At 65.4% G+C, this 26,661-nt stretch carries 27 protein-coding genes; 10 read left to right on the forward strand and 17 right to left on the reverse strand.

Annotated features, from left to right (window positions below; all coding sequences use genetic code 11):
• Positions 1–49: 49 nt before the first annotated feature.
• The 3 genes from ACQ5SA_RS01820 to ACQ5SA_RS01830 are packed head-to-tail and all read right to left on the reverse strand — an operon-like array spanning position 50 to position 2,340.
• Positions 50–1,210, reverse strand: a complete 1,161-nt coding sequence (locus tag ACQ5SA_RS01820) for a hypothetical protein (protein WP_499312278.1) — start codon at positions 1,208–1,210, stop codon at positions 50–52.
• A 20-nt stretch (positions 1,211–1,230) separates the two neighbouring features.
• The gene (locus ACQ5SA_RS01825; protein WP_499312279.1) at positions 1,231–1,683 is read right to left on the reverse strand and encodes a GFA family protein; all 453 of its coding nucleotides are present in this window, start codon (positions 1,681–1,683) and stop codon (positions 1,231–1,233) included.
• Between the two features lie 54 nt (positions 1,684–1,737).
• The gene (locus ACQ5SA_RS01830; protein ID WP_499312280.1) at positions 1,738–2,340 is read right to left on the reverse strand and encodes an aspartyl protease family protein; all 603 of its coding nucleotides are present in this window, start codon (positions 2,338–2,340) and stop codon (positions 1,738–1,740) included.
• Between the two features lie 289 nt (positions 2,341–2,629).
• Between ACQ5SA_RS01830 and ACQ5SA_RS01835 the strand changes: the two genes are divergently transcribed.
• Positions 2,630–3,034 (forward strand): hypothetical protein, encoded by a 405-nt coding sequence (locus ACQ5SA_RS01835; RefSeq protein ID WP_499312282.1) that lies wholly within the window; start codon positions 2,630–2,632, stop codon positions 3,032–3,034.
• 73 nt (positions 3,035–3,107) lie between these two features.
• On the opposite strand, the gene ACQ5SA_RS01840 is transcribed toward ACQ5SA_RS01835, so the two are convergent.
• From ACQ5SA_RS01840 to ACQ5SA_RS01865, 6 genes are all read right to left on the reverse strand, one after another.
• On the reverse strand, positions 3,108–4,682 hold the full coding sequence (locus ACQ5SA_RS01840) for a CocE/NonD family hydrolase (protein ID WP_499312283.1): 1,575 nt from the start codon (positions 4,680–4,682) through the stop codon (positions 3,108–3,110).
• A 125-nt stretch (positions 4,683–4,807) separates the two neighbouring features.
• Positions 4,808–6,079, reverse strand: a complete 1,272-nt coding sequence (locus ACQ5SA_RS01845) for a carbohydrate porin (protein WP_499312285.1) — start codon at positions 6,077–6,079, stop codon at positions 4,808–4,810.
• Positions 6,076–7,473 carry a c-type cytochrome gene (locus ACQ5SA_RS01850; protein WP_499312286.1) on the reverse strand — a complete coding sequence of 466 codons (1,398 nt, stop codon included), beginning with the start codon at positions 7,471–7,473 and terminating at the stop codon, positions 6,076–6,078. The genes ACQ5SA_RS01845 and ACQ5SA_RS01850 overlap by 4 nt, the downstream gene beginning before the upstream one ends.
• Positions 7,470–9,110, reverse strand: coding sequence for a GMC family oxidoreductase (locus tag ACQ5SA_RS01855; RefSeq protein ID WP_499312288.1), 1,641 nt, complete (start codon positions 9,108–9,110; stop codon positions 7,470–7,472). The genes ACQ5SA_RS01850 and ACQ5SA_RS01855 overlap by 4 nt, the downstream gene beginning before the upstream one ends.
• Before the next feature lie 45 nt (positions 9,111–9,155).
• The gene (locus tag ACQ5SA_RS01860; RefSeq protein ID WP_499312290.1) at positions 9,156–9,689 is read right to left on the reverse strand and encodes a sugar dehydrogenase complex small subunit; all 534 of its coding nucleotides are present in this window, start codon (positions 9,687–9,689) and stop codon (positions 9,156–9,158) included.
• A 597-nt stretch (positions 9,690–10,286) separates the two neighbouring features.
• Complete coding sequence (locus tag ACQ5SA_RS01865) at positions 10,287–10,655, reverse strand: hypothetical protein (protein WP_499312292.1); 369 nt, start codon at positions 10,653–10,655, stop codon at positions 10,287–10,289.
• Positions 10,656–11,203: 548 nt separating this feature from the next.
• Between ACQ5SA_RS01865 and ACQ5SA_RS01870 the strand changes: the two genes are divergently transcribed.
• A complete protein-coding gene (locus ACQ5SA_RS01870) occupies positions 11,204–11,944 on the forward strand; it encodes a DNA/RNA non-specific endonuclease (protein ID WP_499312293.1) in 741 nt (246 codons plus the stop codon).
• Between the two features lie 81 nt (positions 11,945–12,025).
• On the opposite strand, the gene ACQ5SA_RS01875 is transcribed toward ACQ5SA_RS01870, so the two are convergent.
• Genes ACQ5SA_RS01875 through ACQ5SA_RS01885 form a run of 3 tightly spaced genes read right to left on the reverse strand, consistent with a single transcriptional unit; the run spans position 12,026 to position 13,145 of the window.
• Positions 12,026–12,256 carry a hypothetical protein gene (locus ACQ5SA_RS01875; protein WP_499312295.1) on the reverse strand — a complete coding sequence of 77 codons (231 nt, stop codon included), beginning with the start codon at positions 12,254–12,256 and terminating at the stop codon, positions 12,026–12,028.
• Entirely contained in the window at positions 12,253–12,672 is a 420-nt protein-coding gene (locus tag ACQ5SA_RS01880; RefSeq protein ID WP_499312296.1) for a VOC family protein, read from the reverse strand. Before ACQ5SA_RS01880 ends, ACQ5SA_RS01875 begins: the two co-directional genes overlap by 4 nt.
• Positions 12,673–12,683: 11 nt before the next feature.
• Positions 12,684–13,145, reverse strand: a complete 462-nt coding sequence (locus ACQ5SA_RS01885) for a helix-turn-helix domain-containing protein (RefSeq protein WP_499312298.1) — start codon at positions 13,143–13,145, stop codon at positions 12,684–12,686.
• Positions 13,146–13,263: 118 nt separating this feature from the next.
• Here ACQ5SA_RS01885 and ACQ5SA_RS01890 point away from each other — a divergent pair, with 118 nt between their 5' ends.
• Positions 13,264–14,274, forward strand: a complete 1,011-nt coding sequence (locus tag ACQ5SA_RS01890; protein WP_499312300.1) for a hypothetical protein — start codon at positions 13,264–13,266, stop codon at positions 14,272–14,274.
• Between the two features lie 22 nt (positions 14,275–14,296).
• On the opposite strand, the gene ACQ5SA_RS01895 is transcribed toward ACQ5SA_RS01890, so the two are convergent.
• A complete protein-coding gene (locus ACQ5SA_RS01895) occupies positions 14,297–16,144 on the reverse strand; it encodes an XVIPCD domain-containing protein (protein ID WP_499312301.1) in 1,848 nt (615 codons plus the stop codon).
• Between the two features lie 120 nt (positions 16,145–16,264).
• Between ACQ5SA_RS01895 and ACQ5SA_RS01900 the strand changes: the two genes are divergently transcribed.
• Both ACQ5SA_RS01900 and ACQ5SA_RS01905 read left to right on the forward strand, forming a co-directional pair.
• Positions 16,265–18,460: a hypothetical protein gene (locus ACQ5SA_RS01900; RefSeq protein ID WP_499312304.1), complete on the forward strand. Its 2,196-nt coding sequence runs from the start codon at positions 16,265–16,267 to the stop codon at positions 18,458–18,460.
• Positions 18,461–18,540: 80 nt separating this feature from the next.
• Entirely contained in the window at positions 18,541–19,026 is a 486-nt protein-coding gene (locus ACQ5SA_RS01905; RefSeq protein ID WP_499312305.1) for a TspO/MBR family protein, read from the forward strand.
• Between the two features lie 11 nt (positions 19,027–19,037).
• Here the strand turns inward: ACQ5SA_RS01905 and ACQ5SA_RS01910 are convergent, their stop codons facing one another.
• From ACQ5SA_RS01910 to ACQ5SA_RS01925, 4 genes are all read right to left on the reverse strand, one after another.
• A complete protein-coding gene (locus tag ACQ5SA_RS01910; RefSeq protein WP_499312307.1) occupies positions 19,038–19,334 on the reverse strand; it encodes a hypothetical protein in 297 nt (98 codons plus the stop codon).
• A 71-nt stretch (positions 19,335–19,405) separates the two neighbouring features.
• Entirely contained in the window at positions 19,406–20,089 is a 684-nt protein-coding gene (locus tag ACQ5SA_RS01915) for an NAD(P)H-binding protein (RefSeq protein WP_499312308.1), read from the reverse strand.
• A gap of 19 nt (positions 20,090–20,108) precedes the next feature.
• Entirely contained in the window at positions 20,109–20,783 is a 675-nt protein-coding gene (locus ACQ5SA_RS01920; protein ID WP_230109378.1) for a ChrR family anti-sigma-E factor, read from the reverse strand.
• Positions 20,780–21,403: a sigma-70 family RNA polymerase sigma factor gene (locus ACQ5SA_RS01925; protein ID WP_089235738.1), complete on the reverse strand. Its 624-nt coding sequence runs from the start codon at positions 21,401–21,403 to the stop codon at positions 20,780–20,782. The genes ACQ5SA_RS01920 and ACQ5SA_RS01925 overlap by 4 nt, the downstream gene beginning before the upstream one ends.
• Before the next feature lie 144 nt (positions 21,404–21,547).
• Here ACQ5SA_RS01925 and ACQ5SA_RS01930 point away from each other — a divergent pair, with 144 nt between their 5' ends.
• The 5 genes from ACQ5SA_RS01930 (at position 21,548) to ACQ5SA_RS01950 (ending at position 26,661) form a co-directional block, all read left to right on the forward strand.
• Complete coding sequence (locus ACQ5SA_RS01930) at positions 21,548–22,315, forward strand: hypothetical protein (protein ID WP_499312310.1); 768 nt, start codon at positions 21,548–21,550, stop codon at positions 22,313–22,315.
• Between the two features lie 84 nt (positions 22,316–22,399).
• Positions 22,400–23,356 (forward strand): acyl-CoA desaturase, encoded by a 957-nt coding sequence (locus ACQ5SA_RS01935; protein WP_353098798.1) that lies wholly within the window; start codon positions 22,400–22,402, stop codon positions 23,354–23,356.
• Position 23,357: 1 nt separating this feature from the next.
• Entirely contained in the window at positions 23,358–24,635 is a 1,278-nt protein-coding gene (locus ACQ5SA_RS01940) for an NAD(P)/FAD-dependent oxidoreductase (RefSeq protein ID WP_499312311.1), read from the forward strand.
• Positions 24,632–25,399, forward strand: coding sequence for a DUF1365 domain-containing protein (locus tag ACQ5SA_RS01945; protein WP_499312312.1), 768 nt, complete (start codon positions 24,632–24,634; stop codon positions 25,397–25,399). The genes ACQ5SA_RS01940 and ACQ5SA_RS01945 overlap by 4 nt, the downstream gene beginning before the upstream one ends.
• Positions 25,396–26,661, forward strand: a complete 1,266-nt coding sequence (locus ACQ5SA_RS01950) for a class I SAM-dependent methyltransferase (RefSeq protein WP_499312314.1) — start codon at positions 25,396–25,398, stop codon at positions 26,659–26,661. The genes ACQ5SA_RS01945 and ACQ5SA_RS01950 overlap by 4 nt, the downstream gene beginning before the upstream one ends.

Here is a 26,661-nt window from a genome sequence, read left to right on the forward strand (position 1 = left end):
GATGCGGGTTGCAGCATCGCAGAGCCCGTGCACCTTTCGCCCATCTGCATCAGGGCCTGTACCCGGTGCCTTCGAACGCGTGTTCGTAGGTGGACAGTGCTGCAGCGGGTTCTACCAGCCCGATCTTGCTATCCAGGGTGAGCGCGGGCCCTGAACTGCGAAGATCGACGATGGCGACCGAGCCGACACAGTCAGTGATCAGTTGGCAGGCGCCGGCAGCTTCGTCCACGCTCAAGGAGTCGCCGCTGCCCCCGTCTTCCGTCAGCCACGTCATCAGAAGCGTGCGAAGCTCGCCTGTGGGTGGTTCCAGACGTTGCCTGCTACGCCCAAGCGTTTCCCCGGAAGCCGTATCCTGCTGCGCCACCGGCGCTGTTGCAGGTCTGTTGCTCTCAACCAGACGCTCCAATCTGGCATGGGCCACGGGCGCATAGGTCACAGGCTTGCCGGTCTGCTCTGGCCACAGCACATAATTCACGCTCGCCGCCGCCGGCCTGTTGAACTTGTGCCTCAGCCTGAGGGAAAGGATGACCAGTTTGGTAAGTTGCCAGCATTTGCCAGGCTGTCGCTGTTCGATCTCCGAAAGCTCGTCAGCCGTAAGCACGGCATCTGTTTTCTGTAACCACCCAAGATAGCGTTCAAGCTCGGCGTCGGCTTCCGCCACACGCTTTGCCTTCAATTCCTTGTTCTGTTGCTCCTTATCGGCCTGGCTGGTCGATGGTGGAGCCACATTGCCATCGGGGCTTTCACCCAGATCCCAGGTGGGTGCCCTCTTCAGGTCAACAGGAGACCCATCGCAGCGTTTGGCCTGGAAGACCGCCAACCGGTAGCGCTCGTCCTGCCCAGGTGCCGCGATAAGCAACGCAAAGTCACTGCCAAAAACGTTCTCTGCCGGGCGGCTGTAATGGAGCCAGCGGAGACCTATGCGATTGCCGCCAACGTCGCCTGCTGGCCAGATGCAGCTTGCATGGCGGATGCTCGACCCCAGGTGCCCCAGGAACAGGCTGGTAAGCGCTTCCTCATCAAGCTTCCTTCCAATGGAAAGCGCGTTGAAGTCATCAAATGCTGCGCAGACTGCAAGTAACGGCAGGCCCACACCATTGGTCGCGGGCAGGCCTTCAAGGCTCTTCCGGAGCGTATCCAGTACCAGTTCCTGGCTGATTGGCGAGCTCATCTGCGCAGTCCTTTTGATCTTGCCCAACGATTTATCCATGGAATTGCTTCCTCGCATCTTCAGGGGCCAGGACATGGCTGCGGATGTTCCTGGCTCGCATGAAGCGGGCCGTCCCACCCATCGAGGAACTTCGGCAGCGCATCTGCAACGTCGATGACACGCTCCCGATAGAACAGATGCATCGTTGGCGCAAACGCTGCATCCAGTACGCCATCAGCAGCTCGGGCAACCACAGCGTTGGGAACCACGCGCATGCCCAGGCGATTGGTGCCAAACAACACATCGCCACAGTTCAGGCAGAAGGTCTTGGAAAGCTGTTTGGACGGATGTTGAAAGCGCGCGTTGTTCTCTCCTGAAACGGCCACCGATCCAGCCGACCATGCGGTGGCCGAGAGCATCGCAACGCCGTAGAAATCCCTGCACGTTGCGCAATGGCAGTTCGCCTGCGCAGCGGGAGCACCGTGCAGTTCAATGACATTTGCGCCGCACAGGCAGGTGATGCGAACGGCCATGGACGTCTCTTGAAGGGAATGGCTGGCGAGGAGTGTGCTGTTACCGCGCGCCGTTCACAAGAGGCCGTGGAAGGTTGAAGCCGCCGCGCCCTGGCCCTGCTGCACGCCAGTGCGATGGCGCCGACCGCAAGGCGCAGCCACTGCTTGCTGGCCGGCTCCACGACAACGTACTGGTAGTGCCAGCCACGGTTTGAAGATGGCGTCGCCATTGCCGAGCGTGACTTCGATTGCGGGCGTATTATCGATCCAGCGGACGTTGGCGCGGGTGTATCCGGATACATCCGGCAGATTGCGGTGGACGACCAGCTGCTGCCGGTCGTAGTCGATTTCGACCACCTTCCCTTCAAAGAACTTCCAACCCAGAACCGCATCAAAGGGACGGTTCCTGTAATCGACCACTACAGGACCCGTGCGCGTATCCAGCCCGCCGATCTCAACGTCGTTGCGCGTGCTGTAGTCCAGCGTGGTGACACCGTCTGAACCCGTATTTTCAGTGCGATCATCGATGACCACCGAGGCCTTCGGCACGATGCTGCGCGATATGGCCAATCCGTCCGCGCCAGTGTCCACGCGGAAAGGGTTTAAATCGATGCCGCTGCTGCGGGTGATGCTGACCGACGGGGCATCACTGCGGTGGCGCTGACGGAGCGGGTGCATCGCGCTTTTCTGGCGGCGGCATATCGGCCGTCGCATACTCGCGCGCCTTTACACGAAACGGCGCAATGCAACCCGCCAGGCTGATGCAGATGGAGAGGGAAAGTGCGATCAAAGCCAGTGTTTTCATCGAGCTGCCAGGTTGCGGGGGTATTCTTGGAGCGCCATGGTCAGGTGCTCGTGGCTATAAGTCCATAGCCATCTGCCGCTGCCGTCTTACTGCCCCGTGATAGGCTGGCCCAGCAGAACCTGCGCACGATCTCCCAGCTGCGCTCCCTTCCGGGCTACTTCCATGAAAATCCCGCAAGCACCTGCTGCCCAGTCGAATCTCAACATGGACGGCGCCGCGACGGATCTGTTCGTCGCCCTGCGTGATCTATTGCTTCCCTACAAGACCGATCTTCTCGTCGTGCATGACGAGGACGATCATTTCTACGCCAATTGCAGGAACGTAGACGCCAAGGGCAAGGCGCAGTTCTTCGGCGCGGTGAAGGCGTCGGCTCGCAGGCATTCGTTCCACTTCATGCCCATCTACACCTTCCCCGAGTTGCTGGCCGACATCAGCCCGGCCCTGAAGAAGCGGATGCAGGGAAAGTCCTGCTTCAACTTCGATGCTTGGGACCCTGTTCTGCTTCATGAGCTGCAGGTGCTGATCGAACTGGGTGTCTCCCGCTACAGAGTGGCCGGCAAGCTTTGAGCACACCACGCGGCATCTGCCGCCGGTGTGCCCCCGGAGCGGCCGCACCCGCCATGGCGGGCGCGGCGTGGAGTCAATGCAACGGCACCTTCAACACCGATGGCGCTGACGCGGGCGAACTGAAGGTCACCGCCCCGCCCAGCTGACTGATGCCTGCGTAGCGCAGGTCCACCGTATCGACCACCAGCGTCAGGCGACTGCCCGCCGGAATGTTCCAGCTGCTTGCTTCCAGTCGCAGATCGAGGGTGGTCGCCTGGCCCGGCGCAACGCCGCGCAGGGTGTAGGGCTTGTGGCTGATCAGCTGACCATTGCCCAGCACATCTTCCGCGTACAGATAGGCATACAGCGTGGTGTTGGCGCGGCTGGGGGTGACGGTCACGCGCACTTCCGGCGCGCCATCCAGACGGCGTGCATTCCAGTAGATCGGGCCCTGCCAGACGCCGGCGGCGTTGCGCCCGATGAAAGGCACGTATGCGCCCGGCGGAAGGTTGATCATCTGCAGTGAGCCGGACACCATCGCCACGCCGGAATTGGCGGCGGTAGGCAGGCCGCTGCCGATGCGGTAGTTCCAGCCATTGCTGCGCCCGTTTTCAGCCAGGCCTCCGGTGGGCAGAAGCAGGCCGCCGGGCGCGGTCAGCGCGTAGCTGACCGCGCCGCTGTTGGTCGCCTGCCAGTTCGGGTAGCGGCTCCAGCTGCCCTTCTGTGACTTCAGCTGCACCGCCGGTTCGCGGTCGATGCCATTGGTCACGCCCTTGAGGTAATGGTCGAACCAGTCGCCCACCGAGTCATAGACCTCGTTGGGAATGCCCAGTGCGCCCAAGGCCTCGTTGAGGGCATGGTCGCCGTGGCGCAGCTGCAGCTGCTTGGGGCCTTTCAGCTGGTTGAAGAAATCCACCAGCTGACCCGGCGGGAACAGGCTGTCGTTGAAGGCGTTGGCCAGGAATACGGCGGGCTGGTTGGCGTTGATATCGTTGATGCTCGCAGCGGGGCTGCGGATCGCGGCCACCGGCAACAGCGATTCCACTGCGCCCTGATAGTTGCCGACCACGACGTTGCGGTTGATCGTGGCCAGCTCGGACCCGGGGCGACCGGTGACCAGGCCGGCAGCTACCAGCAGCGCGATTCCCTGCGCACTGGGGGTCTCGTTGGAGTACAGCGACGCCTGCAGGTCGGCCCATCCGCTGAGGGCGGCCACCGCCTTGATGCGGGGATCGCGTGCCGCCGCCAGCAGGCTGGTGCCGGCGCCGTAGGAGATGCCTGAGACGCCGATCCGCGCCGGGTCGGACTGGGTGTTGTCCAGCGCCCAGTCGATCAATGCGCTGACATCCTCGACCGTGGCTGGCCCGGCAATATCGATGGCCCCGCCGGACTCCCAGAAGCCGCGCGAGCTGTAGCTGATGACCACATAGCCACGCTTGGCCAGCGACTGCGCCACCCCGACGTACTCCACGCTGGGCACGGCCCAGCTGCTGGGCATCACCAGCAGCGGGTACTTTCCGCCACCCGCGTCCTGGGGCTCGATGACAAAGACCCCAAGGGGTGTGCCGTCCCAGCTGGGAACGGTGCGGTGGGTGGTCTTGACCGTGGCGGCCCAGGCGGTGGGCGCCAGTCCGGTCAGCAGGATCAACAGCAGCAATACCTTGCGCATCGTCGTCTCTCCCCGTCGTTGGTGGTGCAACGGGTTGGACCGTACCAGTGCGAATGGTGGCTGACACCTTGCGCCGCAGCATGGGGCGGCGGGCCTGCCGCCCCGCGCCGCGGGTCTGAATACGCCTACAGCGTCGCCTGCGCCTGCAGGGTGAACACCCAACTGTCGGGTCGGCTGGCATAGGCGCCGGGCCGTGCCACGTACTGCACCGCCGGCCGCAGCACCAGCCACGGGGCGACCTGCACACCGTAATTGAGCTCGACGAACTGCTCGTTGCTCTGCACATCCTTTCCGGTCAGCTGCTGATGCCGTGCGAGCCGGTCGGAGATATCCAGCCGGTTCCAGGCCAGACTGAGCACATCATCCTCGCGCGACGCGATCACGCCGCGCCAGCTCACGCCCGCTTCCCACGAGTAGCGCATCAGGCCTGTTTTTGCGTCGGCACGGGTGGCCACGCCAAACACCGAGATGCCGCGCACCGTATCGCCCTCGGGCTTCCACACCCGCTGCGCGGCCTGCACGTACGAACCGCTGCGATGCGAGGCGCGAGGCGCGGCCGGATTACCAATGTCATCGGCATTGGAGGTGTCCAGGTAGTAGCCGATCTTGTAGGTGCCACCGTAGTCCGCACCGGACTTGCCATGGCTGTAACCCACTTCCACAGGCAGGAACAAGCCGGTCTTTCCCTTCGTCGAAACACGGAAGCCACTGTTGGCCTGCTTGCGCGTTGGATTGACGTCGTAGATGCCGGTCTGCGCGTACCAGCCTGAGGGATCGTTCCACTTCACCCGCAGGCCCCACTGGCCCGTGGGGTTGTCCAGCCAACCAGAGCTGTAGATCGGGCCCAGCGGATGCCCGCATTGGCCGTTGTTGTTGAAGTTGCAGGTGTAGGGCAAGCCACCGAAGTCGTTGCCCATCGAGTAGAAACCCCCTTTCAGGCTCAGCCGCTTGTCCAGCAGCAGCCGCTCGTAGGAGAGCTCGTTGAAACGCAGGTTCTGGCCCTGGCCATAGAAGGCCTGGTTCTGGATATAGGAGCCCGTGGATCGCTCGTTGATGGCGTTGCCGAAGCGATCGGAGAACACCACCCGCAGCGTACCGTCGAAGCCGAGTGCTTTGCCGGTATCGATCGTCGCGCCCAGGTCGATGTGCTCGGCGGTGGACCAGCCACTGCCTTTGTAGCCGTCGCTGTTGACGCCAGTGCCGATCACGATGCGTGCGCTTGGGGTTACGCCGCGGTCCTGCAGCCACAGGCGTGCGGCCCAATCGGCACTCAGCGGCGTCTGTACGATGCTGTCCACTGGTTTGGGTTTGGCGGGGGCACTCGCTTCGGCGGCCGAGACCGTCCCGTTGACCGCGAGCAGGAGCAGCCCGATGCCGTTCAAGGAGAGCAGCTTCATGCTGCAGCCCTCCTGTCCTTGCGTTTCTTCCAGGCGCGGCGCACCAGCAGCGCAACGCCTACCAGCGCCAGCCCGGCAAGGATGAGCATCGGCAGCCACAAGCGTGCGATCTTCGCCAGCAGTGGCTTTTCGCCGCCGGCACGGGTCAGCGCCACCTGTGCCTCGGTGACCTGGTCGCCCGGCCCGAACTGTGTGCGCACGTAGGTCGCCACCGCTGCGATATCGGCGTCACTCAGGTCCTGCACGAACGAGCCTTTCGAGAAGTGCGGCATCAACACGTGTTCGCCATGCACATCGCGGTCGATGCCGCCGATGATGGTGGCGATGAGGTTCTGCGGGCGGGTCATGCCGACGGTGGTGTTGTGCACCAGGGAGGGGTAGTACCCGTCCCTGCTGCCCTCGCCCCGCGATCCATGGCAGCTTGCGCACAGGCCCGAATACAGCACTCCGCCCGATGCCAGTGCGGCGCCTGTGCCGCGTACTGGTTGCTCGCCCGGCGTGGTGGCGACATCGCCCCAGGCGAAGGCGGCCCGCGTGGCGTCAGGGTCGGCCACGGCTGGTACCGTGCGCAGGTAGGCGACGATGGCGGCGATGTCCTCGTCCTGCAGCTTGGACAGGCTGTTGCTCACCGCTTCGGCCATGCCGCCACCGGCCTGTGCCTTGCCGGCGACGCGGCCCGTCTTCAGATACTGGGCCAGTTCTGCATCGCTCCAACCACCGATACCGCTGGTGGGATGGGAGGTGATGTTGGGTGCATACCAGTCACCCAGCGAGCCGCCGGCAAAGGCCTTGCCGCCCACTTCCTGCATCATCAGCCCGCGCGGACTGTGGCAGCTGGAGCAATGCGCCAGACCCTCCACCAGGTACGCGCCGCGATTCCATTGCGCACTCTTGCCCGCATCGGGCTTGAACGTTTCCTTGTCCAGGAACAGCAGGTTCCACACCGCCATGGACTGCCGGATGCTGAAGGGGAACGGCAGCTCGGTCGCGTGCGCTTCCTCATCGACCGGCGCCACCTCCTTCATGAAGTAGGTATACAGCGCGTGGATGTCCTCGTCGGTCAGCTTGGCATACGAGGTATAGGGCATCGCCGGATACAGATGAGCGCCGTCCTTGCGCACGCCTTCGCGCACGGCCTTGGCGAAGTCATCTTCGCTGTAGAGGCCGATGCCATGGCTCTTGGAGGGCGTGATGTTGCTGGCCCAGATCTCACCCAGCGGGGACGCAATCGCGTAGCCACCCGCGTAGGGTTTGCCCTGCTTGGGGCTGGTGTGGCACGCCACGCAGTCTGCGGCGACCGAGAGGTAGCGCCCACGTTCGGCGACCTCGTCTGCGCGCGCGGATTGACTGGCTGCAGCCAGCAGCATCAGCAGAGCCGACGCGAAGGTCTTCATGCCGCACGCTCGATGGCATCTGCAGCCCGCAATGCCAGTGCGGCCATGGTCAGGGTGCTGTTGACCACACTGGCCGACACCATCGGGCCGCCGCCTGGCAACCACAGGTTCGGGTGGTCGTGCGCGCGGCATTCGCCATCGACCACCGAATCGCGCGGATCCGCACCCATGATGGTCGAGCCCATGATGTGGTTGTTGGCATTGAGCGCGGTGGTGATGACGAATTCTTCGGCGTTGAACAGCGAGCCGATATGCCGCAGCTGTTTGCAGGACTCGTCATAGCCCTTTCGGGCGTAATCTCCCAGCGAGTAGTGGATATCCGGGCAGGCCAGGCCATGGCCATCAACCCGCGTTTTCGACAGCGTCAGGCGATTGCTCGGGTCCGGCAGCGGTTCCAGGCTGATCGAAAGATCGACGCCGAAGATTGCGCGACGGCGGATTTCCGCATCCAGCGCGTCGCCGACGAGCCCCTTCTGCAGCGCCTGATCGGTGGCGATCGCCACGCGACTGATGTTGTTGAGGATGATCTTGGTGGCCGAGTACTGCGAACGGAAGGCGCCATCGCGCGGGCCGACCATGCAGCTGGACTGCGCCGGTCCGCGTCCCAGCCAGATCGGGCGATCGGCAATGAACGAGCAGTGGAAACCGGAATGATCAAGCATGTTGCGCCCGACCTGGTCGGAACTGTTGGCGATGCCGTTGGGGTTCTGCTCGTTGGCGGCAAGCAGCAGCAGGCGCGGAGTTTCCAGGGCGTTGCATGCAATCACGAAGCTGCGGCCGGTGGCCTTGTGGCTGACCTTGTTGTTGTCATACCAGTGGATGGCCGTCACCCGGTTCTGCGCATCGGTGTCGATCTTGTAGGCCACGGCTTCGGCCAATACCTGCGCACCCAGCTTCTCGGCCGCTTCGATGGTATGGATGCCATTGTACATCGCGCCGATCGGGCAGATCGGCTGGCAGTTGTTGTTGCCGCAGCAGGCGGGCCGATCATTCCAGGGCGTGACCATGCGGCCCTGCGGAATGGGCACCAGGTTGTAGCCGTGCGGATTGACCACCTCGGCGAACACCTTGTCGCCGTTGCCCCAGGGAATCATGTCGGCCAGGTAGGGCTTGGAGCGCTCGGAGGGGCTCTGCCTGCCCGGGTCGTTCGGCCCGGAGACGCCCATGGCCTCCTCGGCGCGGCAGTAGTAGGGCTCGATGTCGTCGTAGCTGATCGGCCAGTCGCGCCCTACCCCATAAGTGGACTGCATCTTGAAGTCCACCGGCAGGTGGCGCCAGCAGGAGGCAGCCCAGTGCCAGGTGGTGCCACCCACGGCCTTGATGAAGCCCTGGTGGAAGCTGCTGGCATCGGGGCCAGTCAGACCCACGTAGTCGTTGGCCGGGAAATACAGCGGCGCAGTGGCCAGCGGCGACTGCGGATACGGCCCCTGGAAGTCGCTGCCGATGCGTCGCTCGAAGCTGACGTTCCGCCAGTTCTCAACCACGTCGGAACGATGCAGGCGGGGGCCGGCTTCAAGGACCAGAACCGATTTTCCGGCACGAACCAACTGATGGGCGATCAATGCGCCGACGACGCCCGAACCGACGATCACAACATCGGCATCGGCATCGCCATCACGGAAAACCGGAGCTTTCATGAGGGGAATCCAGATCAATTACGGGAAAGAGATGTAAGCGCTGGCTCAGCCGTGCGCTCGTACCGTCGGCGGCGGCGCAGCCGTCCACCACGCAGGGCCGCCTTGTGCGTAGGTCGGCGGGAACAGGCCATCGTCCACGGGGCGCTGCATCAGCGCGTCGCGATAGGAAACGGTAATGGCCTGCGGGCCCTTGCCGACGCTGCCGGTGTACCAGGCGGTGATGATGGCCAGTGCTGTAGCGCGTGCATCGCCTGCCGCCTCCAGCAGTGCTTCAGGGCCTTGCACGTATTGCGCCTTCGCCGCGAGTGCCGGGAACTGGGCGTGCATCTCGGGATGCAGCTTGGCGAATGCGGCTTCGATGCGCCCGGCGGTCGCCGGATCGAGATCGGTCTTGCCCGTCAGCGCCTGCGAGAGCTGCAGAAAGCGTCCGTCCGCCTGCTTTGCAGGGGCGGCACTGGCAACAGTTGCTGGCGCTTTGCCGTTGCAGGCAACCAGCAGTGAAGCCGAGCCGACGGCCAGCAGGAAGGTTCTGCGCGTCAGGCCTTGCCCACTCCCTTCCAATCCCTCGGGAACACTCATGATGTGGACTCCTGATGCGTCACGTCTTCGGCTGCCCCTGACCGCGACGCGGGGGGCACCTACGAGAGAAACTGTAGCGCACCTGCTCGTCGTGACGGGGTGAGCGGGACGGCCCTTGAAGGGCAAAGCGGCGTCCATTTCAGCGCCAGGAGTGGCATATTTCCGCCGGCGGCGAAGCGGCCCCGTCACGCCCGGACAACGCGCTCAGCGCTAGAAACAAGGGGCTTTCCACTCTGGAGTCTGACCATGCGGGTACTACTGCTCTGTGCCGTGGCGGCGATGGCGTTGTCCGCCTGCGATCAGGGCGAACGGACCGATAAGGCACAGCATGCCGATGCGGTTCGGCAAACCCCGCCAGCCAGTGAACCGGCGCGCAACGTGCCCGGCGGCGGAAGTGGTACCGCTGCCTCCGAGGAACAGGACTCGGGAGCGGGCGCTGCCAGTGAGAACAAGGCGCCAGCGCAGTCACCGCCAAAGCAGTAAGGCACAGCCTGCAGGCGGGCAACCCGCATCGCTTCAAGTCAGCGCTGAGATCTCCTCCAGCGTGCGCTTCCGGCGTTCGCGCGTTCTCCCCCCCCGGCACCTGCGGGCTCAGCGTCACCCTCCGTTACAAGAAGCTCGTGTGCTGGCGCTGGCTACGATGCCCGCAGGCTGCAGCCGCAGGGGCGTGGAATGCCTGCTCGGCGGCGCAACGCGCTCGTGGGTGGCAGCCAGGAGCTGGTTCACGCAATGAACCATGCCGCGACCTGCGGGCTCGAGCCCGATGAGATAGACAAAGCGGCCGTCGCAGCGTGACTGCGCCGATTCGAGTCCCTCGGTTTCTGAAAGGACGCGTTTCAGCGCCTTCTCCCAGGCTCTGCCGGGAGCCGACACCAACTCCACCACCACGGCCGTTTCACCGCAGTCCAGCGGAATCACGTCCACACGCAGGATGCGCGGCGTCATGACGGTCTGGGCGCTGCCCATTTTCGATCCTCCTCGACGAACGACGGCGGAAGTATCCACGCCCGCTGCCAAGGCGGCGTCAAGAACCCAGGGACGGAGCGCGCAGGTGCGCCTTTGTCCAATCTCGTGCGTCATGTCGACGATGTAGCTGGGCTGGCCCGCCTTGATGCACCCGCGCTGTGGGGCCGCTACGGGGCATCTGGCCGTGCAGACCTGGCGCCTGTGATGCATCACGTTAATTCTCGGCAGACACCCTGCGGACAGGTATCGCCCAGGCACGCCACTAACAGGTCTTCCTTTCACGCATGGGCGCCCTGATCTGACAGGAGCCCAGTGCTTGCGCGCAGTCACACCTTCGCACTTTGGTCGTTGACCTGTTGGCGCCAAAAAATGACGCTAACGACACCGCGACAGCTTTCCTGACGCCAGTGCGCGGTCGAGATCCCAGGCAATACCGGCCACGGCCGGGTCGCGTCCCCAATACCTGTCACCGCATCGTCCTTCACACGGAATGGCCTGGCCCGCCGTGGTGGACGACTGCGCCTTGCCCATATCCGTGGAGATCCGCAATGCGCCTTGCCACGTTTTTCCTTGCCCTTGTTTTCAGCACTTTTGCCGGGGCCGCACATGCCCAGGTCGTGACCCTCAACAAGGGCGGGTTCGTGTTGACCTATGACTGCAGCATCCACAGCGCGACCCGGTACGAATACACACTGGTGGCGGACACCGGCTCAGCCGCGCGACCGTCCAGTTTCTACCGGGACCCGGACCTGCCGGCAGGCTGCCTCGGCCAGACCAGCACGGCGTCCTATGCTAGCGTGCAGTCCGGCTACGACCGCGGCCATCTGGTGACGTCCAATCACATGGACTACGACGCCACTTACATCCGTCGCGCCAACTACATGACCAACATCGTGCCGCAGGTTTCCAGCTTCAACCAGGGCATCTGGGTCAAGGCCGAGAACGTGGCCGAATGCTATCGGGACATCGCTCCGGTCGACGTCTATGGCGGCGTTGTCTACGGCGATGCGTCCAATGACTATTTCCTGGCCAGCCATGGCATTCCGACCCCGGAATTCTTCTGGAAGACCATCATCACCAAGGATCCGAACACTGGTACCACCAAGGCCATCAGCTGGATCATTCCCAATGAAACGGGACTGGGCAGCCTGGACAGCTATCTGGTCACCATCGCGGATCTGGAAGAACTGCTGGGCGCCAGCTACGTGGCGATCAATGCGCCGGCGTCGTTGAAGAACATGTTGCCCAGCGCCAGCTGGCCGCAGCCGAGCGGATGTGATCTGAGCTGAGTATCCGATGGCCCGGCGAAGTGCACTCCGCCGGGCCATCGCGCCTTACAGCTCAGCCTGGATGACCTCTGCTGACCTGCCTCAGGGGGCAGCCTCGGCACGCGAGCCGACAGATCCACGCCAGTAATGCAACGCAAACAGATACAACCCCGTGAACAACTGCAGGAACAACGGCGGCAGCGGCGAGTACGTGATCCACGCCGGGGGCTCGCCCTGCCCCATCCCGCGTGCCACGAAGTTGGCGATCACCGCCAGTGTAAAAACGATCGAGGTCCAGCGATGGACGGGACGCGCCCAGCCGCCGGCCCTCATTGCGGCGTCCTTGCGGGGCGCTCGATCATTTTCCAGCCATTGCCGGACGGATCGCGGAAGCCGGCATCCACCGCGCCAAAGCGCTCCACCGGCTCCTGGGTGAATTCCACGCCGCGTGCCCGCAGGTTTTCGTAGCTGGCGCGGCAATCGTCCACCGCCAGCACCAGGGGTGGCATCGCGCCCTTCGCCACCATCTGCTGCAGGGTCAGCGCAGTGGCGGCGTCGTGCACCGGCGGCCCCGGCTTGAACAGGCCCAGCTGGAAGCCATCCTTGTCGCCGGAATGCACCGTCAACCAGCGATAGTCGCCGCTGCCAACATCGGTGTGCACCTGGAAGCCGAGCGTGTTGACGTAGAAATCAAGCGCCGCGTCCTGGTCGTGCACGTACAACCCCACCACATTCACCATGCCAGTCATAGGATCCTCCCTCAGGTGGGATCTACGCTAACAAGACCCTTGCGGCGGCGCTTCTCCAAAACTGCGATCTTCAGGTCAGGGCGCTGCGAGGCACGCGCATGGCACTCGGGTACAGGGCCCTGGCCCGGGGCACTGGCACGCTCGCGGTCGCGGACGGCACCCGGACTGTCGCCGGTGATGTCGCGGAAGATGCGGCCGAAGGTGCCCAGGCTGGCCCAGCCGGTCTGCAGCGCGATCTCGGTGATCGGCAGGTCGGTATCGCGCAACAGAGCGACCGCGCGCTCGATGCGTCGACTGAGCAGATAGCGGTGCGGCGGCACCCCGAACGCGTCCTTGAAGGAGCGTGCGAAATGGGCGGCGGAGACCGCACTGACCTGCGCCAGCCGTGCCACCGGCCAGTCTTCGTGGCTGGCGCGGTCCATGTGGTCCTTGGCGCGCAGCAGGCGGCGCAGCAGTTCAGGGCTCTGGGACATGTGCCCAGCGTAGCGCAGAAGGCCGCGGCGCTTCCGATGGGGGGCGGGCAGTGGGATACTGCGCCTGCCGGGGCCGGCTTGAAGCCATTTCCGGCCCCCAATTTCAAGGACGATCCCGATGCGCAGGATGCACTTCGTCGGTACGCTGTTGAGCGTGGCCTGTCTTTCCGTTTCGCCCGTCCGGGCTGCGGAAGATCCCGATTCACTGGCCCTGTGCGAGCAGGTGGCACAACTGATGGACGCCGACGACTTCAAGGCGCTGGATGCCATGGCCGAGCGCTTCCGCAAAGGCCAGCGCAACGCCAGCGGCTATTCCAATCTCGGTCGTTTCTACATCTGCATGTCGCGCCGCATCGGCACCGCGCATCAGGACGTACAACAGTGGAATGACTGGACCGCGTGGGCCGCGCGGTGGATCCGGCAATCACCGCGTTCTCCGTCGGCGCACCTGGTCGCCGCGCGCGTGCCGCTCAACCTTGCCTGGAGTTTCCGTGGCGATGGCTATGCGAACGAGGTGGCGGCGCAGGACTGGCAGCAGTTCAACGAGTACAACGCGGTGGCAGCAGCCTATATGCAGGAGCACAAGGCGATCGCCAAGCGCGACCCCTACTGGTATGAAATGTCCATCCTGATCGCGTTGCGGCAAGGGGTGGACGAAGCCGCGTTCATGGCGCTGGTCGACGAAGGCAGTACACTCTTTCCCGACCATGACCCGCTGTATCTGATCGCGATGCAGCGCTTCACCCCGCACTGGCAGGGCGATGCGCAGCAGATGGAAGCCTTCGCGCGGCATGCCATCGCACGAACATCCAAGCGCCGCCGCGCCAGCCTGTATGCACGCCTGTACGCATCGGTCAGCGAAGGCGTGTCGGGGCAGCAGCTGTTCCAGAACTCGGCAGTCGACTGGCCGCTGATGCGACAGGGGTGGCAGGACATCCTGGCCGAGTACCCCACTGCATGGAACCTGGAGGCCGCCGCCCGCCATGCCTGCCTCAGCAGTGACGTGCCCGCCGCGAAAGGCTGGCAGCGCCGGTTGCTGGCCGCACAGGGCATCGACGAACCTTACCTGGGCATGGTCGTCGATTCGGCCGAGCACCAGTGCCCGCCGGAGGGCTCATTCGCGCGATGACCGCGGCCGGCCCGTGCGCGCGTCAGCGCGCCATGGCCCGCGCGGTCTGCTCCTGTACGGCCTGCTCCTGCTGCCGGGCATCCTGCTGCGCGGCGCCACTGCGCTCGGGTGCATCCTGCAACTGACGTACCTGGTCCTCAACCGGCGTCGCCACCGCCTGCGCGGTCTCGGCGCGGGCGATCTGCCGATCCGCAGCGTGCGGCTGGCCCTGCACGGCGAACGCATACCTGCCGTCGTCACTGAGCACAGCTTCGTCGATCCGCTGCAGGCCTTTGTCCTTGGCCGCTACCAGCAGTGCCATGCCAAGGCGTTCGCTCATTTCATCGGGCTGTCGCCCCATTGCCTGGTCGAGGCTACCCACCGCGCCTTGGCTCTGCAGCCACATGCCATGGTCCGGGCTGGCAGTGTGCCGGGGGTCCTTCAGGGGCAACAGCGGTGACGGCGGCGCCAGTGACTGCAGGTGCTCGCCCTGCACGCCAGCGTCGATCTTCTGCAGATCCCTGCCGCCAGCCGCGGCGATGTGGAACATTCGCTCGGCCATGCCGTAGGTGGATTGCCCCTGGTTGCGCGCCAGCCCCAGGGCGAAGGCGTCCACATCCTGCTGCGGCTTGCCGCTGCCGTCCTCTGCCAGGACCTGCCAGGACGGACCCAGCATCGGGTTGTCCTTGACCATCGACTGGGTGCGCTCCATCAGGGTGCGCATCTGGGCCTCGCTGAAACTCAGTGTGTTCAGCTCGCCGGTCTTCACCGGCCCGCGATCACCTGCGGGGTCACCGGACAGTGCCGCATTGACCATGCCGGCGATCTGCTCGCCCTGCGCAGGCTCGCGCAGGTCGAACGTGAACTCGTAGCGGCGCTGCGCCGTGTCCTCTTGGCCATCGGCGCCGTACGCGCTGACCCGGGCTGCGGGCAGGTTGCCGTTGTACTGCACACTGCGCACTTCGGTGCGGCTGCCGTCTTCGCGACTGACCTGCACCACGTCACCGCTGTTGCGTGCACCCGCCAGATCCATGCCAAACGTGTCGCCGTAGCCGACCTTCAGCCGGGTCTGCGAACTCATGCCCAGCCGCTCGACCGTGGCCAGATCCTGCACGCCCGGGGTCTGGCCACTGATCGTGCCGTTGTCGATGAACTGTTCATAGGCCTGGCGGCCTTCGGGTTGATTCATATCAAAAGAGGCGGTGCGTACGGCGGAGTGACCGAGCGCATCCTGGCGACCGGCAATCGCGCTGAACCTGCCTGCGTTGAAGCCCATGCCATTGAAGGCCTCGACCGCCTCGTTCGGCCCGGTGGTAACGCGCACCCGGCCATCATCCAGGCGATCCACGCGGTAGCTGGCACCGCTCGCCTCGGTCGTCTGGCTCTGCATGGCGATGTTGCGGAAACTGCCTTCCAGTGCGGTGCCGGTGAACTGCTGGCCATCCAGGGTGACGCTGCCACCTTTGGGAATGGTCTGCGGATCAAACGGGTTGATGCGTGTGGGATCGACGTCCAGGGCGTCGCTGGGCAGGGTGACCCTGTAGCGCCCGCGCACACCGGTGCTGCTGGTGTCCTGGAAGCCGGCACCCTTCACGCTTGCACCCACCACCGACTCCATCGTGAGCAGGTAATCCCTGCCGCCATCGGCTGTCGGGCTGCCCGCCATGTTCAGCGACGCACCTTGGAACTGCGATGCAAGACTGGACGCGGAGCGCTTCTGCTCAGCGCCCACTTTCAGCGCGCCGTCACCTTCGTTCAACGTGACCGAGTAACCGCCGACGGAAGCGCGGACCTCGCTGTTGGCCGAGGTGTAGGTCGGATCGAACGACGCCGTGGCGGCATCGCGCGGCGCATCCGGGGTTGCGCCTTCCTTGCTGGTCTGGGCATTCATGCCGTGACCTCCTTGAACAGAGACGTGCCGATTATAGGACGCTGCGTGCGCAGCACGTTCACATCACGCCGCAGCAGCATCCACGATAGTGATGGCCATCCCACTCCACCCCGAGGGTCCATGCCCCACTCCCTCGCCCGCCCGCAGCGCTGGCTGCACTACGGCCGCACGCTGCTGCCTTACCTGCTGGGGCTGTATCTACTGTATCTGCTCGCAGGTAACATTTTTCTCAATACCCCCCTGTTTGATCAGGTCACCAACCGCAAGCCGCACAAGTTCGTGATGACCACCGGGCCTGCGATCACGCTGCTGCCGGGGCATGTCATCGCCTGGAACGTGCAGATGCGCGGCCACGTCAATCACACGGTGTATGTACTGCGCGCGGACAGGGCCAGTGCACGACTCGCCGTGCTACCGCTGTTCCAGCGCGAGGTGCGCGTGCCGTCGCTGCACGCGACCGGTGTAGCCGCCGAGATCGCGCGCGTGGATGAGGCCATTCCCTCTCCACCGCGCGGCGACCGTGGCTGGACGTTGCGGTTCGATGCCATCCACAGCGAAAGCATCCGCAGCGTCCGCGTCGGCAAGCTGTTGATCGTCGGCCAGGGCAGCGGCACCGTCGGCTTCGTCAAGCAGCTGCGCGGCGGACCATCGGAGCTGCTGGACTCGAAGGTGGCCTTCGCTGATGCCGATGTCAGCCTTGCCGGCACCCAACTGCTCGGCGACATGCAGTTGAAGACGCATTTCTCCTATCCACGGCACTATCGCGACCAGGCGCCGGGGCTGGCAAAACTGGGCCTGTTGCATGCTGCGCTGGAGATGCAGGCGCGCAGCCAGGGGTTGCGCCTGGATACGGACACGCAACGACCCGCCGTTGCCAGTGCCGCCGTACCGGGGCAGCTGCAGGCCTCGATCACACTGGACCAAGGCGCACTGCAGCCAGGCAGTCATGCCGTCTGGCGGGTTCCGTTGCAGGTAGGGGCCGGCGCACCGGATCGAGGAACGCTGGCGATACAGCTGGATGCCGCTCGCGATATCCGTCTGCAGGCGCGGTTGCCGCAACGCGAAGGAATCGCCGCTGCACTGGACGCGGACCTGAGCATCGCCGGGCGACAGATTCCATTTGATGATCCCAGCGAGATGCTGGGACGCACCTCTGGCACGGTCAAGGGCGAATGGACCTTCACATCGCTCAACTGGATTCCCGCACTGTTCGTGCAGAAGCCCTGGTTCCAACTGCAGGGCGGTGGCGTGCTGCGCGCGGACCTGCGCCTGCAGAACGGCGAACTGGCCGCCGGCAGCAGCGTGGACATTCCTGCGGCGCGGGCAGTAGCCGAAGTGGCCGGCGTGCACATGCAGGGAACCGCCAGCGCCCACGGCCAACTGCAGGCCGGGACGCCGACGCGCGCCGTGCTGGCAGTGAAGCTCCCCACGTTCAATGCCCGTGCGGGCGGCGCCAAAGGCGCCACGCTGTTCGATGGGCGCGACCTGGCGCTGACACTGACCGGTGACGGGCGCCTGCGCGAGCTACGCAAGGGTGTGCGTGCGCAGCTGCGCTTCGATGACGCGACCATTCCAGACCTCACCGCCTACAACCGCTACCTGGGCAGCGGCCAGGTGCGGCTACTGGGAGGCGCCGGCCAGGTGAGCGGCGATGTTCAGCTTGATACACAGGGCCGGGTCGGCAACGGCAGTGTCCGCCTGCGCAGTCAACGCGCACGCCTGCAGGTGGCCGGGCTCGACCTGCAGGGCGACGCCCGGGTTGATGGCAGGCTGAAGCGTGGCGATTTCAGCCAGCGCCGGTTCGATCTGGGCGGAAGCGTGATCGAACTGCGTAACGTGCAGGTCGGTGACCAGCAGCGACCACAACCGTGGTGGGGCCGCCTCACCGTCGCCCGTGGCGACATCGATGCGCAGTCACCCTTCCAGGTGGACGCGCGTGCGGACCTTGCCATGCGCGACGCCGGCCCGCTGCTGGCGCTGTTTGCCGAACGCAGCGATTACCCGCGCTGGGCTTTGTCCCTGCTCGATTCCGGCCAGGTGGACGCGCATACCCGACTGCGCTGGCGGGCCGGGCATCTGGTACTGGATGGGCTGCAGGCGGAGAACGAGCGTCTTTCGCTGCGTGCACGGCTGGATCTGCTGGACCAGCGCAAGCGCGGCGACCTCTACCTGCGCTGGGGCCTGCTGGGCGCCGGCATCGAGCTGGATGGCCAGCGCCGGCAATGGCATCTGGCCGGCGCCCGCGAATGGTTCGATGGTCGGCCTGCGTTGCTGCCAGCCCCTGCGCAGTCCAGCGCCGGCGGCACGGCCGACTGACCCGAAGACCGCATCCAGTCGCGACGCATCTGCGTACAACGCGCTGTCACAACCGGTGGCAGTGCTGAAGGAGATACACCATGAATGTCCGCAGGCAGGTTGTTGGTCTTCTGGGCTGGGTGTTCGTCACTTTTCTGGCAGCAGCGCTGGGCGCCCGCGCCTCGATCTCGGCAGCGGACTTCTACGCTGGACTCGTGTTGCCTGCATGGGCGCCACCTGCCAGCGTGTTTGGTCCGGTGTGGACGGTGCTGTATGCACTGATGGCGCTGGCGGCGTGGCTGGTCTGGCGCCAGGGCGGGTGGCGCACGGCCACACCTGCGCTGGCGCTCTACCTGCTGCAGCTTGCCCTCAATGTGTTGTGGAGCTGGCTGTTCTTCGGCTGGAAACAGGGGGCGTTGGCGTTCGCTGACATCCTGCTGTTGCTGGCGCTGATCGTGGCGACCGTGGTGACCTTCCATCGCGTGCGCCCGGCAGCGTCGTGGCTGCTGCTGCCTTACCTGGCATGGGTGGCGTTCGCCAGCGCGCTCAACTACGCCGTGTGGCAGGCCAATCCGGCCGTGCTCTAGCCATGCACCGTTTACGGAGCGTTGGATGCCTGGCGCCACTGACGCAGCGCGCTGCCCCTGAAGGCCTGCTCACCGCAGCCGGTCGGACAACGCAGCACGCGTGCGGCAGAGGTGCTGACCAGTCCATCGCCTTCCTGTGCCTTGAACACCAGCTCACAGCACAGGCAGCGCGCCACCAGCGAATAGAGATGGACGATGCGACCGCTGCCGGGATCCTGCAGCGCGTTGACATCCAGCAGGTCGAAACGGCCGTTGTCAGGTGCGGGGCGCGATGGGCGAAACAGGGAAGCTGATGGCTGCAGGTTCACGTCGATGCGTCACAGAAGGATGATCGACGACTGTAGTTCCGGCGATGTGCAGCAGATGTGCACCGCGCCTGTCAGGAAGCAGCAGCGGCACCCAGCCGATTGATCTGCGCGCATTCCAGCACCGGTGGTGGGTCAGGCATCGTCGCCAGCACGATCATCGCGCGGCCGATGGCCTCGTTGCTGGTCACCAACGAGGGCAGCATGCGGCCGGCTGCCGCCATCAAGGGGCCGCCAAAGCGATACAGCGGCTTCAATGCTGCATGGCGGGTGCCAGTCCCGGCGACAGGGCGTACCCCGGCAGGGCGCAGCATGACGGTGCGCACAGGGAGTTGCGCCAATGCAGTCTCGGTCTCGCCCTTGATGCGCAGCGGCATGATCCGGCTGTGTGGATTGGCGTGGGCGCCAGAGACATACAGGAATCGGCCGTCCGGATTCGCTTCCGCCCACGCTGCAGCCACAGCCAGGGTGGCATCGAGCGTCACCTTCCGATACTCATCCTCGGCAGTGCCGACTGGTGGCGCGCCGGCGCAGTAGAAACAGGCATCGAAACCTCCCAACTGCGGGCTGACGTTGCGGGCCTGCTGGAAATCCACCAGCACGATCTGCTCGATTCGAGCGTCGAGCCCGGCCTTGCTGCGGACCAAGGCTGCGGTCCGCGCAACCTGCGGCGAAGCGAGGCAGGCACGGGCAACGCCCTGCCCGACCAGTCCAGTTGCACCGGTCAGCAGAATCCGCAGTGGGCGTGTTTCGTGCATCCGTTTACCTTGAATAAGACTAGAGTTTGACGAAGCGCTGGATTTTGCGTGCCAGCCAACCACTGAACACCAGTGGCGCGTCCAGCGCGGACACGCAGATGCACGGTACACCAGGCGCCGTTACCGGCTGGTGCTCGACGTCCTCGTCCAGGTCTGCAACATCGCCCGGCGCAAACAACCCCAGCGCATCATTGTAGGAGCCTCGCAGGATCTGGGTCAGTTCGCTGCGGCCGTGGCTGTGCATCGGCAGGCATTTGCCCGGCGCGATCTTCAGCATGATCAGCGAAGGCATCTGCTCGGCCCGGATGCAATGCACGCCCGGCGCCATCCAGCGCCAGTGCAACCGGCCCAGCGAATCGCCAAAGTAAGGATGCAGCGACTTCGGCAGATGGTCCGGGTCCGCCTCGGGCCGTTCCGGCGGCATTGACCGCAGCGGGCTCGGTACGATGCCGGCGTGGTCCTCACCGAGCTGCGCAAGCATTGCGGCGCGCAGCCCTGCCCGCCGCGCCTCAGCTACCGGCGGCTGGGTCTGCTCCAGCAGTGCGGCACCGATGGCCTCCGCTTCGCGCAGGCGCTGGCGGCAGTGCGGGCACTGTTCCAGATGCGTGCCGGCGACGATGCTCAAGGGCGTCGGCAGGGCACCGGCGGCGTAGCTCATCAACGTCGACTCATGCAGGTGATGGTGCGGGTTCATGACGCACCCCCGACCTTCGACTGCAATTGCAGGAACGCCCTTCGCAGGTGCGATTTGACCGTGCCCAGCGGCATGCCCAACGCCTGTGCGATCTCACTGTGGCTCTTTGCCTCGAAATAGGACATCCGCACCAGGCGCGCCTGTGTGGCCGGCAACTCGTTGATACGCTGGCGCAGACGGGCATGGTCGGCAAACTGTTCGGCGCTGCTGCGTTCGCTTACGTCACCAGCAGCGGCATCCTCCACCGCTTCCTGCACCTGCATCCAGCTGCGCTCACGGCGCACGCGGTCGATGTGCAGGTTGCGGCCGATGCGGTACAGCCAGGTGCTCAGTGCGCCCTGTGCGGGATCGAATTCGGCTGCGCGCAGCCACAGGCGCAGCAGGCACTCCTGGGCCAATTCTTCGGCCACCGCCGCAGGTGCGCCAAGGCCGCGCAGATAGATGCACAGGCGCGGCATGAAATGGTCGTAGATGCGCATGAAGCAGTCACGATCGCGCAGCCGGGCGACGCCGTCCATTTCGCCGTTCCAGTTCGTCGGCTCGTTGCTGGGCTGCTGTGAACTGGACACGATCCGCGCGGTGTCGAAGGAAAGAGAGGGGCTGGCGGGAGGACGGTACATCGGCGGGGGCAGCCGTTGAGTGAAGAGGAGTCCTTCCCTCTACGCACAGCAGCGCCGGTTGGATGCACCCCGGATTGCTGCCAGCGTGCATCCAGCCGGCGCTGGCGTGCGTACAGCCTGGCAATCCTCCCATGGATCGCCCCGATGCGTCTTGCCTGGTTACTGCTGTTCACGCCTTGCGCCGTCGGCGCCGCGCCGCTGTTGCGTTCGGAAGGCATTGCCACCCTGCCCGGCGGCGCCACCGCCTACCGCGAAGTGCATTGGCAGCGCGGAGCCGGCGATGGCAGCGAGCGCTGGGTGGACTACCTTTGCCCTGCGGGCCAACCGTTCGCCCGCAAGCAGATGCCGGCCGCCGCACGGCCGCAAGCGCGGGGCTATGTGCTGCAGGACGCGCGCAGCGGCCAAGCGGCCCGCGTGCTGGTCGACCGTGACGGGGTCCATGTCGACTGGAAGGAAGATTCCTCCGCGCGCTCCCGAACCAAGCAGTTGCCTCTGCCGGCGGATGCCGTGATCGATGCCGGCTTCGATGCCGCCGTACGGGCCCACTGGCAGACGCTGCTGGGTGGTACGCCGGTCAGCCTGCCTTTTCTGGTGCCCGGGCGGCAGCGCTTCTATCCCGTGCAGGTGCAGTACCGCGGCCCCGTGCGCTGGCAAGGGCTTGCCGCTCACGCCATGGACGTCCGCCTTGATACCTGGTTCGGTGCGGTGGCCCCGCGCCTGTCACTCGTCTATGCCGATGCCGATCGCCGTCTATTGGAGTTCCGTGGCACCAGCAACCTGCGCGATGCACGTGGCGACTATCCGCAGGTGACCGTGCGCTTTGCCGCCGCCGCCACCGAGCAGCCGGAGCAACGCTGGCGTATGGAACAGCAGCGACCACTGGTAGCGAGTTGCATTGTTACGGCCAAGTGAAAGCGCAGCCGGCTGCAATCCACTGCATCCAACCTGCACTGCAACGCGTAGAGGTAGGCAATCGACTTCCTCGGGCTTCCGTCCATGGCATCCGCAGCGCCTCCACTCCGCAGACGTTCGCGCCTGTTGCGCACCTTCCAGCGCTGGTTCGATACCGATGCCGGAAGCGAAGTGGCGGCGGACGGCGGCCAGGATGACCGCATCGACTGGCTGCGCGCCCTGCCCTTCGCACTGCTGCATGTGGCCTGCCTCGGGGTGATCTGGGTGGGCGTGTCCTGGACGGCCGTCGTCGTCGCCGTGTTCCTGTACGCGATCAGGATGTTCGCCATCACCGCGTTCTATCACCGCTACTTCTCGCACCGTACGTTCGAGGCGTCGCGCACCGTGCAGTTCGTGTTCGCAGTCATCGGTGCCGCCAGCGTGCAGCGCGGCCCGTTGTGGTGGGCGGCACACCACCGCCATCACCACCGCCACGCTGATCAACCGCAGGACCCGCACTCCCCGCGCCAGCGCGGATTCTGGCGCAGCCACATGGGATGGTTCCTCACCCGCGGCGCCTTTGCCACTGACCTGCAGCGCATCCCCGATCTGGCCAAGTACCCGGAGCTGCGCTGGCTGGACCGCTTCGACACCGTGGTTCCGGTGGTACTGGCCGCTGCGCTGTATGGCCTCGGCGCTGTACTCGAGCGCATGGCCCCGGCCTTGCATACCTCCGGCCCGCAGCTGCTGGTCTGGGGCTTCTTCATCTCCACCGTCGTGCTGTTCCACGCCACGGTCACCATCAACTCGCTGGCGCACCGCTTCGGCCGGCGCCGCTTCGAGACCCATGATGACAGCCGCAACAACCTGTGGCTGGCCCTGCTGACCTTCGGCGAAGGCTGGCACAACAACCATCACTTCTTCCCCGGCACCGCGCGCCAGGGCTTCCGCTGGTGGGAGATCGACATCAGCTGGTATGGCCTGCGCGTGATGGCCGTGCTGGGCCTGGTGAAGGGCCTCAAGCCGATCCCGGCCTGGGTGCTGGCCAAGGCGAGGCACTGACATGCGCATCGCGATCATCGGCTCTGGCATCGCCGGTCTGGCCAGCGCGTGGTGGCTGGACGGCGAGCATGACGTCACCCTGTTCGAGGCCAACGACTACCTGGGCGGCCACACCCATACCCATGATGTGACGGTGGATGGTCGCAGGATGGCGGTCGATACCGGCTTCATCGTCTTCAATGCCCTGCACTACCCGCTGCTGTCGGCCCTGTTCGATGAACTGGGGGTGGCCTCGCAGCCCACCACGATGAGTTTCTCGATGCACAGTGAGCGCAGCGGGGTGGAGTACAACGCCACATCGCTGGGCGGGCTGTTCTGCCAGCGCCGCAATCTGCTCTCGCCGCGTTTCTGGGGAATGCTGGCCGACCTGCGGCGTTTCTATCGTGACGCACCGCTGCTGCTCGGCGAGGAAAATGGCCCGACGCTTGGCCAGTACCTGCACACCCAGCGCTATGGCGAGGCGTTCGTGCAGGAGCATCTGCTGCCGATGGCCTCGGCGCTGTGGTCGTCGCCCACCGCGCAGGTGCTGGACTTCCCGGCGCGCTACCTGGTGCAGTTCATGGCCAACCACCAGATGCTGCAGATGACCGGACGTGCGCCGTGGCGCGTGGTCAAGGGCGGCTCGGCACGCTACGTCGATGCGCTACGTGCGCGCTGGCGGGTGCACGAACGGCTGGAATGCCCGGTGCACGCGGTCGAGCGCATGCCATGGGGCGCGCGCGTGCACACCGCGACCGGCGTTGAAGGGTTCGATGAAGTGATCCTGGCCTGCCACAGCGACCAGGCCCTGGCCCTGCTGCCTGACGCGGATCCAGTTGAGCACGCGGTGCTTGGCGCGATCCGCTACCAGCCCAACGAGGCCGTGCTGCATACCGACGCCTCACTGCTGCCGGCCAATCGCAAGGCGTGGGCAGCCTGGAATGCGCATGTGCCGCGCGATCCGTCCGCGCCCTGCACGGTCAGCTATTGCATGAACCAGCTTCAGGGGTTGCCCGGCGACACGCCGTTGGTGGTGACCCTCAACCGCAGCGAGGCCATCGATCCGGCCAAGGTACTGCGTCGCCTGCAGTACGCACATCCGGTACATGACCACGGCGCAGTACAGGCACAGCAGCGTTGGGCCGAGGTGCAGGGCCATCGCCACACCTGGTTCGCCGGTGCTTACTGGGGCTGGGGTTTCCACGAGGATGGCATCCGCAGTGCCCGCCGCGTGGTCGACGCGCTGCAGGCGCGCTCATCCCGAAGCCACTGTGCACAGCAGGCGGAGGTGCCCGCGTGAGCGCCAGCGCCATCTACTTCGGGCACGTCGAGCATCGTCGCTACCACCCGCATCCGCACGCGTTCCGCTACCCGATCGCGCAGCTGCTGCTGGACCTGGACGAGTTGGACCAGGTCTTTGCCGGGCGCTGGCTGTGGTCGGTCGGTCGCCGCAACGTGGCAGAGTTCCGCCGCAGCGATTACTTCGGCGATCCCGCGACCTCCCTGGCCGACGCACTGCGTGACCATGCAGCGACGGTACTCGGGCGGCGTCCCGACGGCCCGGTGCGGCTGCTGACCCACCTGCGTTTTGGTGGCCACGTATTCAACCCGGTCAGCTTCTATTACTGCTACCAGGCTGACGGCGAAACCCTGGACTGCATCGTCGCCGAGATCACAAATACGCCCTGGAAGGAGCGACACGCCTACGTGCTTCCGGTCGAAACTGCGATACGGCAGGGCCGCGCCCTACGCTGGCAGTTCGACAAGGCCTTCCACGTTTCACCTTTCATGCCGATGGATTGTGCGTATGACTGGCGCTTCACCGCACCTGCTGACGACCTTCGGGTGCACATGCAGGTCTGGCGCGACGGCGAGCGACAGTTCGATGCGACCCAGAGCATGCAGCGGCGGCCCATCGATGGCCGTGGGCTTGCCCGGGTGCTGGCCTGCTACCCGCTGATGAGCGCACAGGTGGTTACCGCCATCCACTGGCAGGCCTTGCGCCTCTGGCTCAAGCGCAACCCCGTGCACGACCACCCTTCCCTTGCCGAGAAACCGCGATGAACGAAATGACCCCCTCGGCCGCCCTGCCCCTGCCCGGCACGCTGGATGCTTTCCTGCGCCGACGCCTGCTGGCCCAGCTTGCGCCGCTGCGCAGCGGTCGCTTGTGCGTGCGCGACGCGTTTGGCGAGGTGCAGTTGGGCAGCGCAGGCAGCGACCTGCACGTGACCGTGACCATCGATGACCCGGCCTTCTACCGCAAGGTGGCCGCGAACGGCAGCGTTGGCGCCGGCGAGAGCTACATCCACGGTGATTGGCGCTGCGGTGACCTGGTGGCGCTGGTGCAGTTGCTGGTACGCAACCGCGACCTGCTCGACGGCATGGAACGCGGCCCGGCACGGATCGGTGGCTGGCTGCTGCGCGGCTGGAACCGGCTGCGGCGCAACAGCCGTGAAGGCAGCCGTCGCAACATCGCCGCCCACTACGACCTGGGAAATGACTTCTTCGCCCTGTTCCTGTCGCCAGACCTGATGTACTCCTCGGCGCTGTTCACCGATGCCGGTGACTCGCTGGAAAGTGCGTCGCGGCGCAAGCTGGACCGCATCTGCCAGCAGCTGCGACTGCGGCCGGGTGATCGCGTGGTCGAGATCGGAACCGGCTGGGGTGGCTTCGCCGTGCATGCCGCGCAGCATTACGGCTGCCATGTCACCACCACCACCATCTCCGCCGAGCAGCACGCACTGGCCGCGCAGCGCGTGCGCGAAGCCGGCCTGCAGGATCGCGTGACGTTGCTGATGCAGGACTACCGCGACCTGCAAGGACAGTTCGACAAGCTGGTGTCCATCGAGATGATCGAGGCCATCGGTGCCGAGTACCTGGACACCTACATGGCCACCCTGCAGCGGCTGCTGAAACCTGAGGGGGTGGCGCTGCTGCAGGCCATCACCATCGAGGACCAGCGCTATGAGCAGGCGCGGCGCAGCGTGGACTACATCAAGCGCTTCGTGTTTCCGGGCAGCTTCATTCCCTCGATCCACGCCATCCTGGCTGCCAAGACCCGGGCCAGTGACCTGCAGTTGATCGCCCAGCAGGACTTCGGCCATTCCTATGCACTGACCCTGCGCGCCTGGCGGCAGCGCTTCCTCGCACAGTTGCCCGCGGTGCGCGCGCAGGGCTTCGATGAGCGATTCTGCAGGCTGTGGGAGTTCTACCTGGCCTACTGCGAGGGCGGCTTCCTGGAGCGCTCCATCGGCGTGTCGCATCTGCTGCTGGCACGCCCTGGCTACCGCCCCGAAGCGGATGCCCATGGCGAACGGATCGGCTGA

It is taken from the genome of Stenotrophomonas indicatrix (assembly GCF_050573115.1).
Lineage (GTDB): Bacteria > Pseudomonadota > Gammaproteobacteria > Xanthomonadales > Xanthomonadaceae > Stenotrophomonas > Stenotrophomonas lactitubi_A.

Coding starts and splice junctions, on each gene's coding strand:
- ACQ5SA_RS01820 (WP_499312278.1), bottom strand. CDS start 1,210: ATGGATAAATCGTTGGGCAAGATCAAAAGGACTGCGCAGATGAGCTCG.
- ACQ5SA_RS01825 (WP_499312279.1), bottom strand. CDS start 1,683: ATGGCCGTTCGCATCACCTGCCTGTGCGGCGCAAATGTCATTGAACTG.
- ACQ5SA_RS01830 (WP_499312280.1), bottom strand. CDS start 2,340: ATGCACCCGCTCCGTCAGCGCCACCGCAGTGATGCCCCGTCGGTCAGC.
- ACQ5SA_RS01835 (WP_499312282.1), top strand. CDS start 2,630: ATGAAAATCCCGCAAGCACCTGCTGCCCAGTCGAATCTCAACATGGAC.
- ACQ5SA_RS01840 (WP_499312283.1), bottom strand. CDS start 4,682: ATGCGCAAGGTATTGCTGCTGTTGATCCTGCTGACCGGACTGGCGCCC.
- ACQ5SA_RS01845 (WP_499312285.1), bottom strand. CDS start 6,079: ATGAAGCTGCTCTCCTTGAACGGCATCGGGCTGCTCCTGCTCGCGGTC.
- ACQ5SA_RS01850 (WP_499312286.1), bottom strand. CDS start 7,473: ATGAAGACCTTCGCGTCGGCTCTGCTGATGCTGCTGGCTGCAGCCAGT.
- ACQ5SA_RS01855 (WP_499312288.1), bottom strand. CDS start 9,110: ATGAAAGCTCCGGTTTTCCGTGATGGCGATGCCGATGCCGATGTTGTG.
- ACQ5SA_RS01860 (WP_499312290.1), bottom strand. CDS start 9,689: ATGAGTGTTCCCGAGGGATTGGAAGGGAGTGGGCAAGGCCTGACGCGC.
- ACQ5SA_RS01865 (WP_499312292.1), bottom strand. CDS start 10,655: ATGGGCAGCGCCCAGACCGTCATGACGCCGCGCATCCTGCGTGTGGAC.
- ACQ5SA_RS01870 (WP_499312293.1), top strand. CDS start 11,204: ATGCGCCTTGCCACGTTTTTCCTTGCCCTTGTTTTCAGCACTTTTGCC.
- ACQ5SA_RS01875 (WP_499312295.1), bottom strand. CDS start 12,256: ATGAGGGCCGGCGGCTGGGCGCGTCCCGTCCATCGCTGGACCTCGATC.
- ACQ5SA_RS01880 (WP_499312296.1), bottom strand. CDS start 12,672: ATGACTGGCATGGTGAATGTGGTGGGGTTGTACGTGCACGACCAGGAC.
- ACQ5SA_RS01885 (WP_499312298.1), bottom strand. CDS start 13,145: ATGTCCCAGAGCCCTGAACTGCTGCGCCGCCTGCTGCGCGCCAAGGAC.
- ACQ5SA_RS01890 (WP_499312300.1), top strand. CDS start 13,264: ATGCGCAGGATGCACTTCGTCGGTACGCTGTTGAGCGTGGCCTGTCTT.
- ACQ5SA_RS01895 (WP_499312301.1), bottom strand. CDS start 16,144: ATGAATGCCCAGACCAGCAAGGAAGGCGCAACCCCGGATGCGCCGCGC.
- ACQ5SA_RS01900 (WP_499312304.1), top strand. CDS start 16,265: ATGCCCCACTCCCTCGCCCGCCCGCAGCGCTGGCTGCACTACGGCCGC.
- ACQ5SA_RS01905 (WP_499312305.1), top strand. CDS start 18,541: ATGAATGTCCGCAGGCAGGTTGTTGGTCTTCTGGGCTGGGTGTTCGTC.
- ACQ5SA_RS01915 (WP_499312308.1), bottom strand. CDS start 20,089: ATGCACGAAACACGCCCACTGCGGATTCTGCTGACCGGTGCAACTGGA.
- ACQ5SA_RS01920 (WP_230109378.1), bottom strand. CDS start 20,783: ATGAACCCGCACCATCACCTGCATGAGTCGACGTTGATGAGCTACGCC.
- ACQ5SA_RS01925 (WP_089235738.1), bottom strand. CDS start 21,403: ATGTACCGTCCTCCCGCCAGCCCCTCTCTTTCCTTCGACACCGCGCGG.
- ACQ5SA_RS01930 (WP_499312310.1), top strand. CDS start 21,548: ATGCGTCTTGCCTGGTTACTGCTGTTCACGCCTTGCGCCGTCGGCGCC.
- ACQ5SA_RS01935 (WP_353098798.1), top strand. CDS start 22,400: ATGGCATCCGCAGCGCCTCCACTCCGCAGACGTTCGCGCCTGTTGCGC.
- ACQ5SA_RS01940 (WP_499312311.1), top strand. CDS start 23,358: ATGCGCATCGCGATCATCGGCTCTGGCATCGCCGGTCTGGCCAGCGCG.
- ACQ5SA_RS01950 (WP_499312314.1), top strand. CDS start 25,396: ATGAACGAAATGACCCCCTCGGCCGCCCTGCCCCTGCCCGGCACGCTG.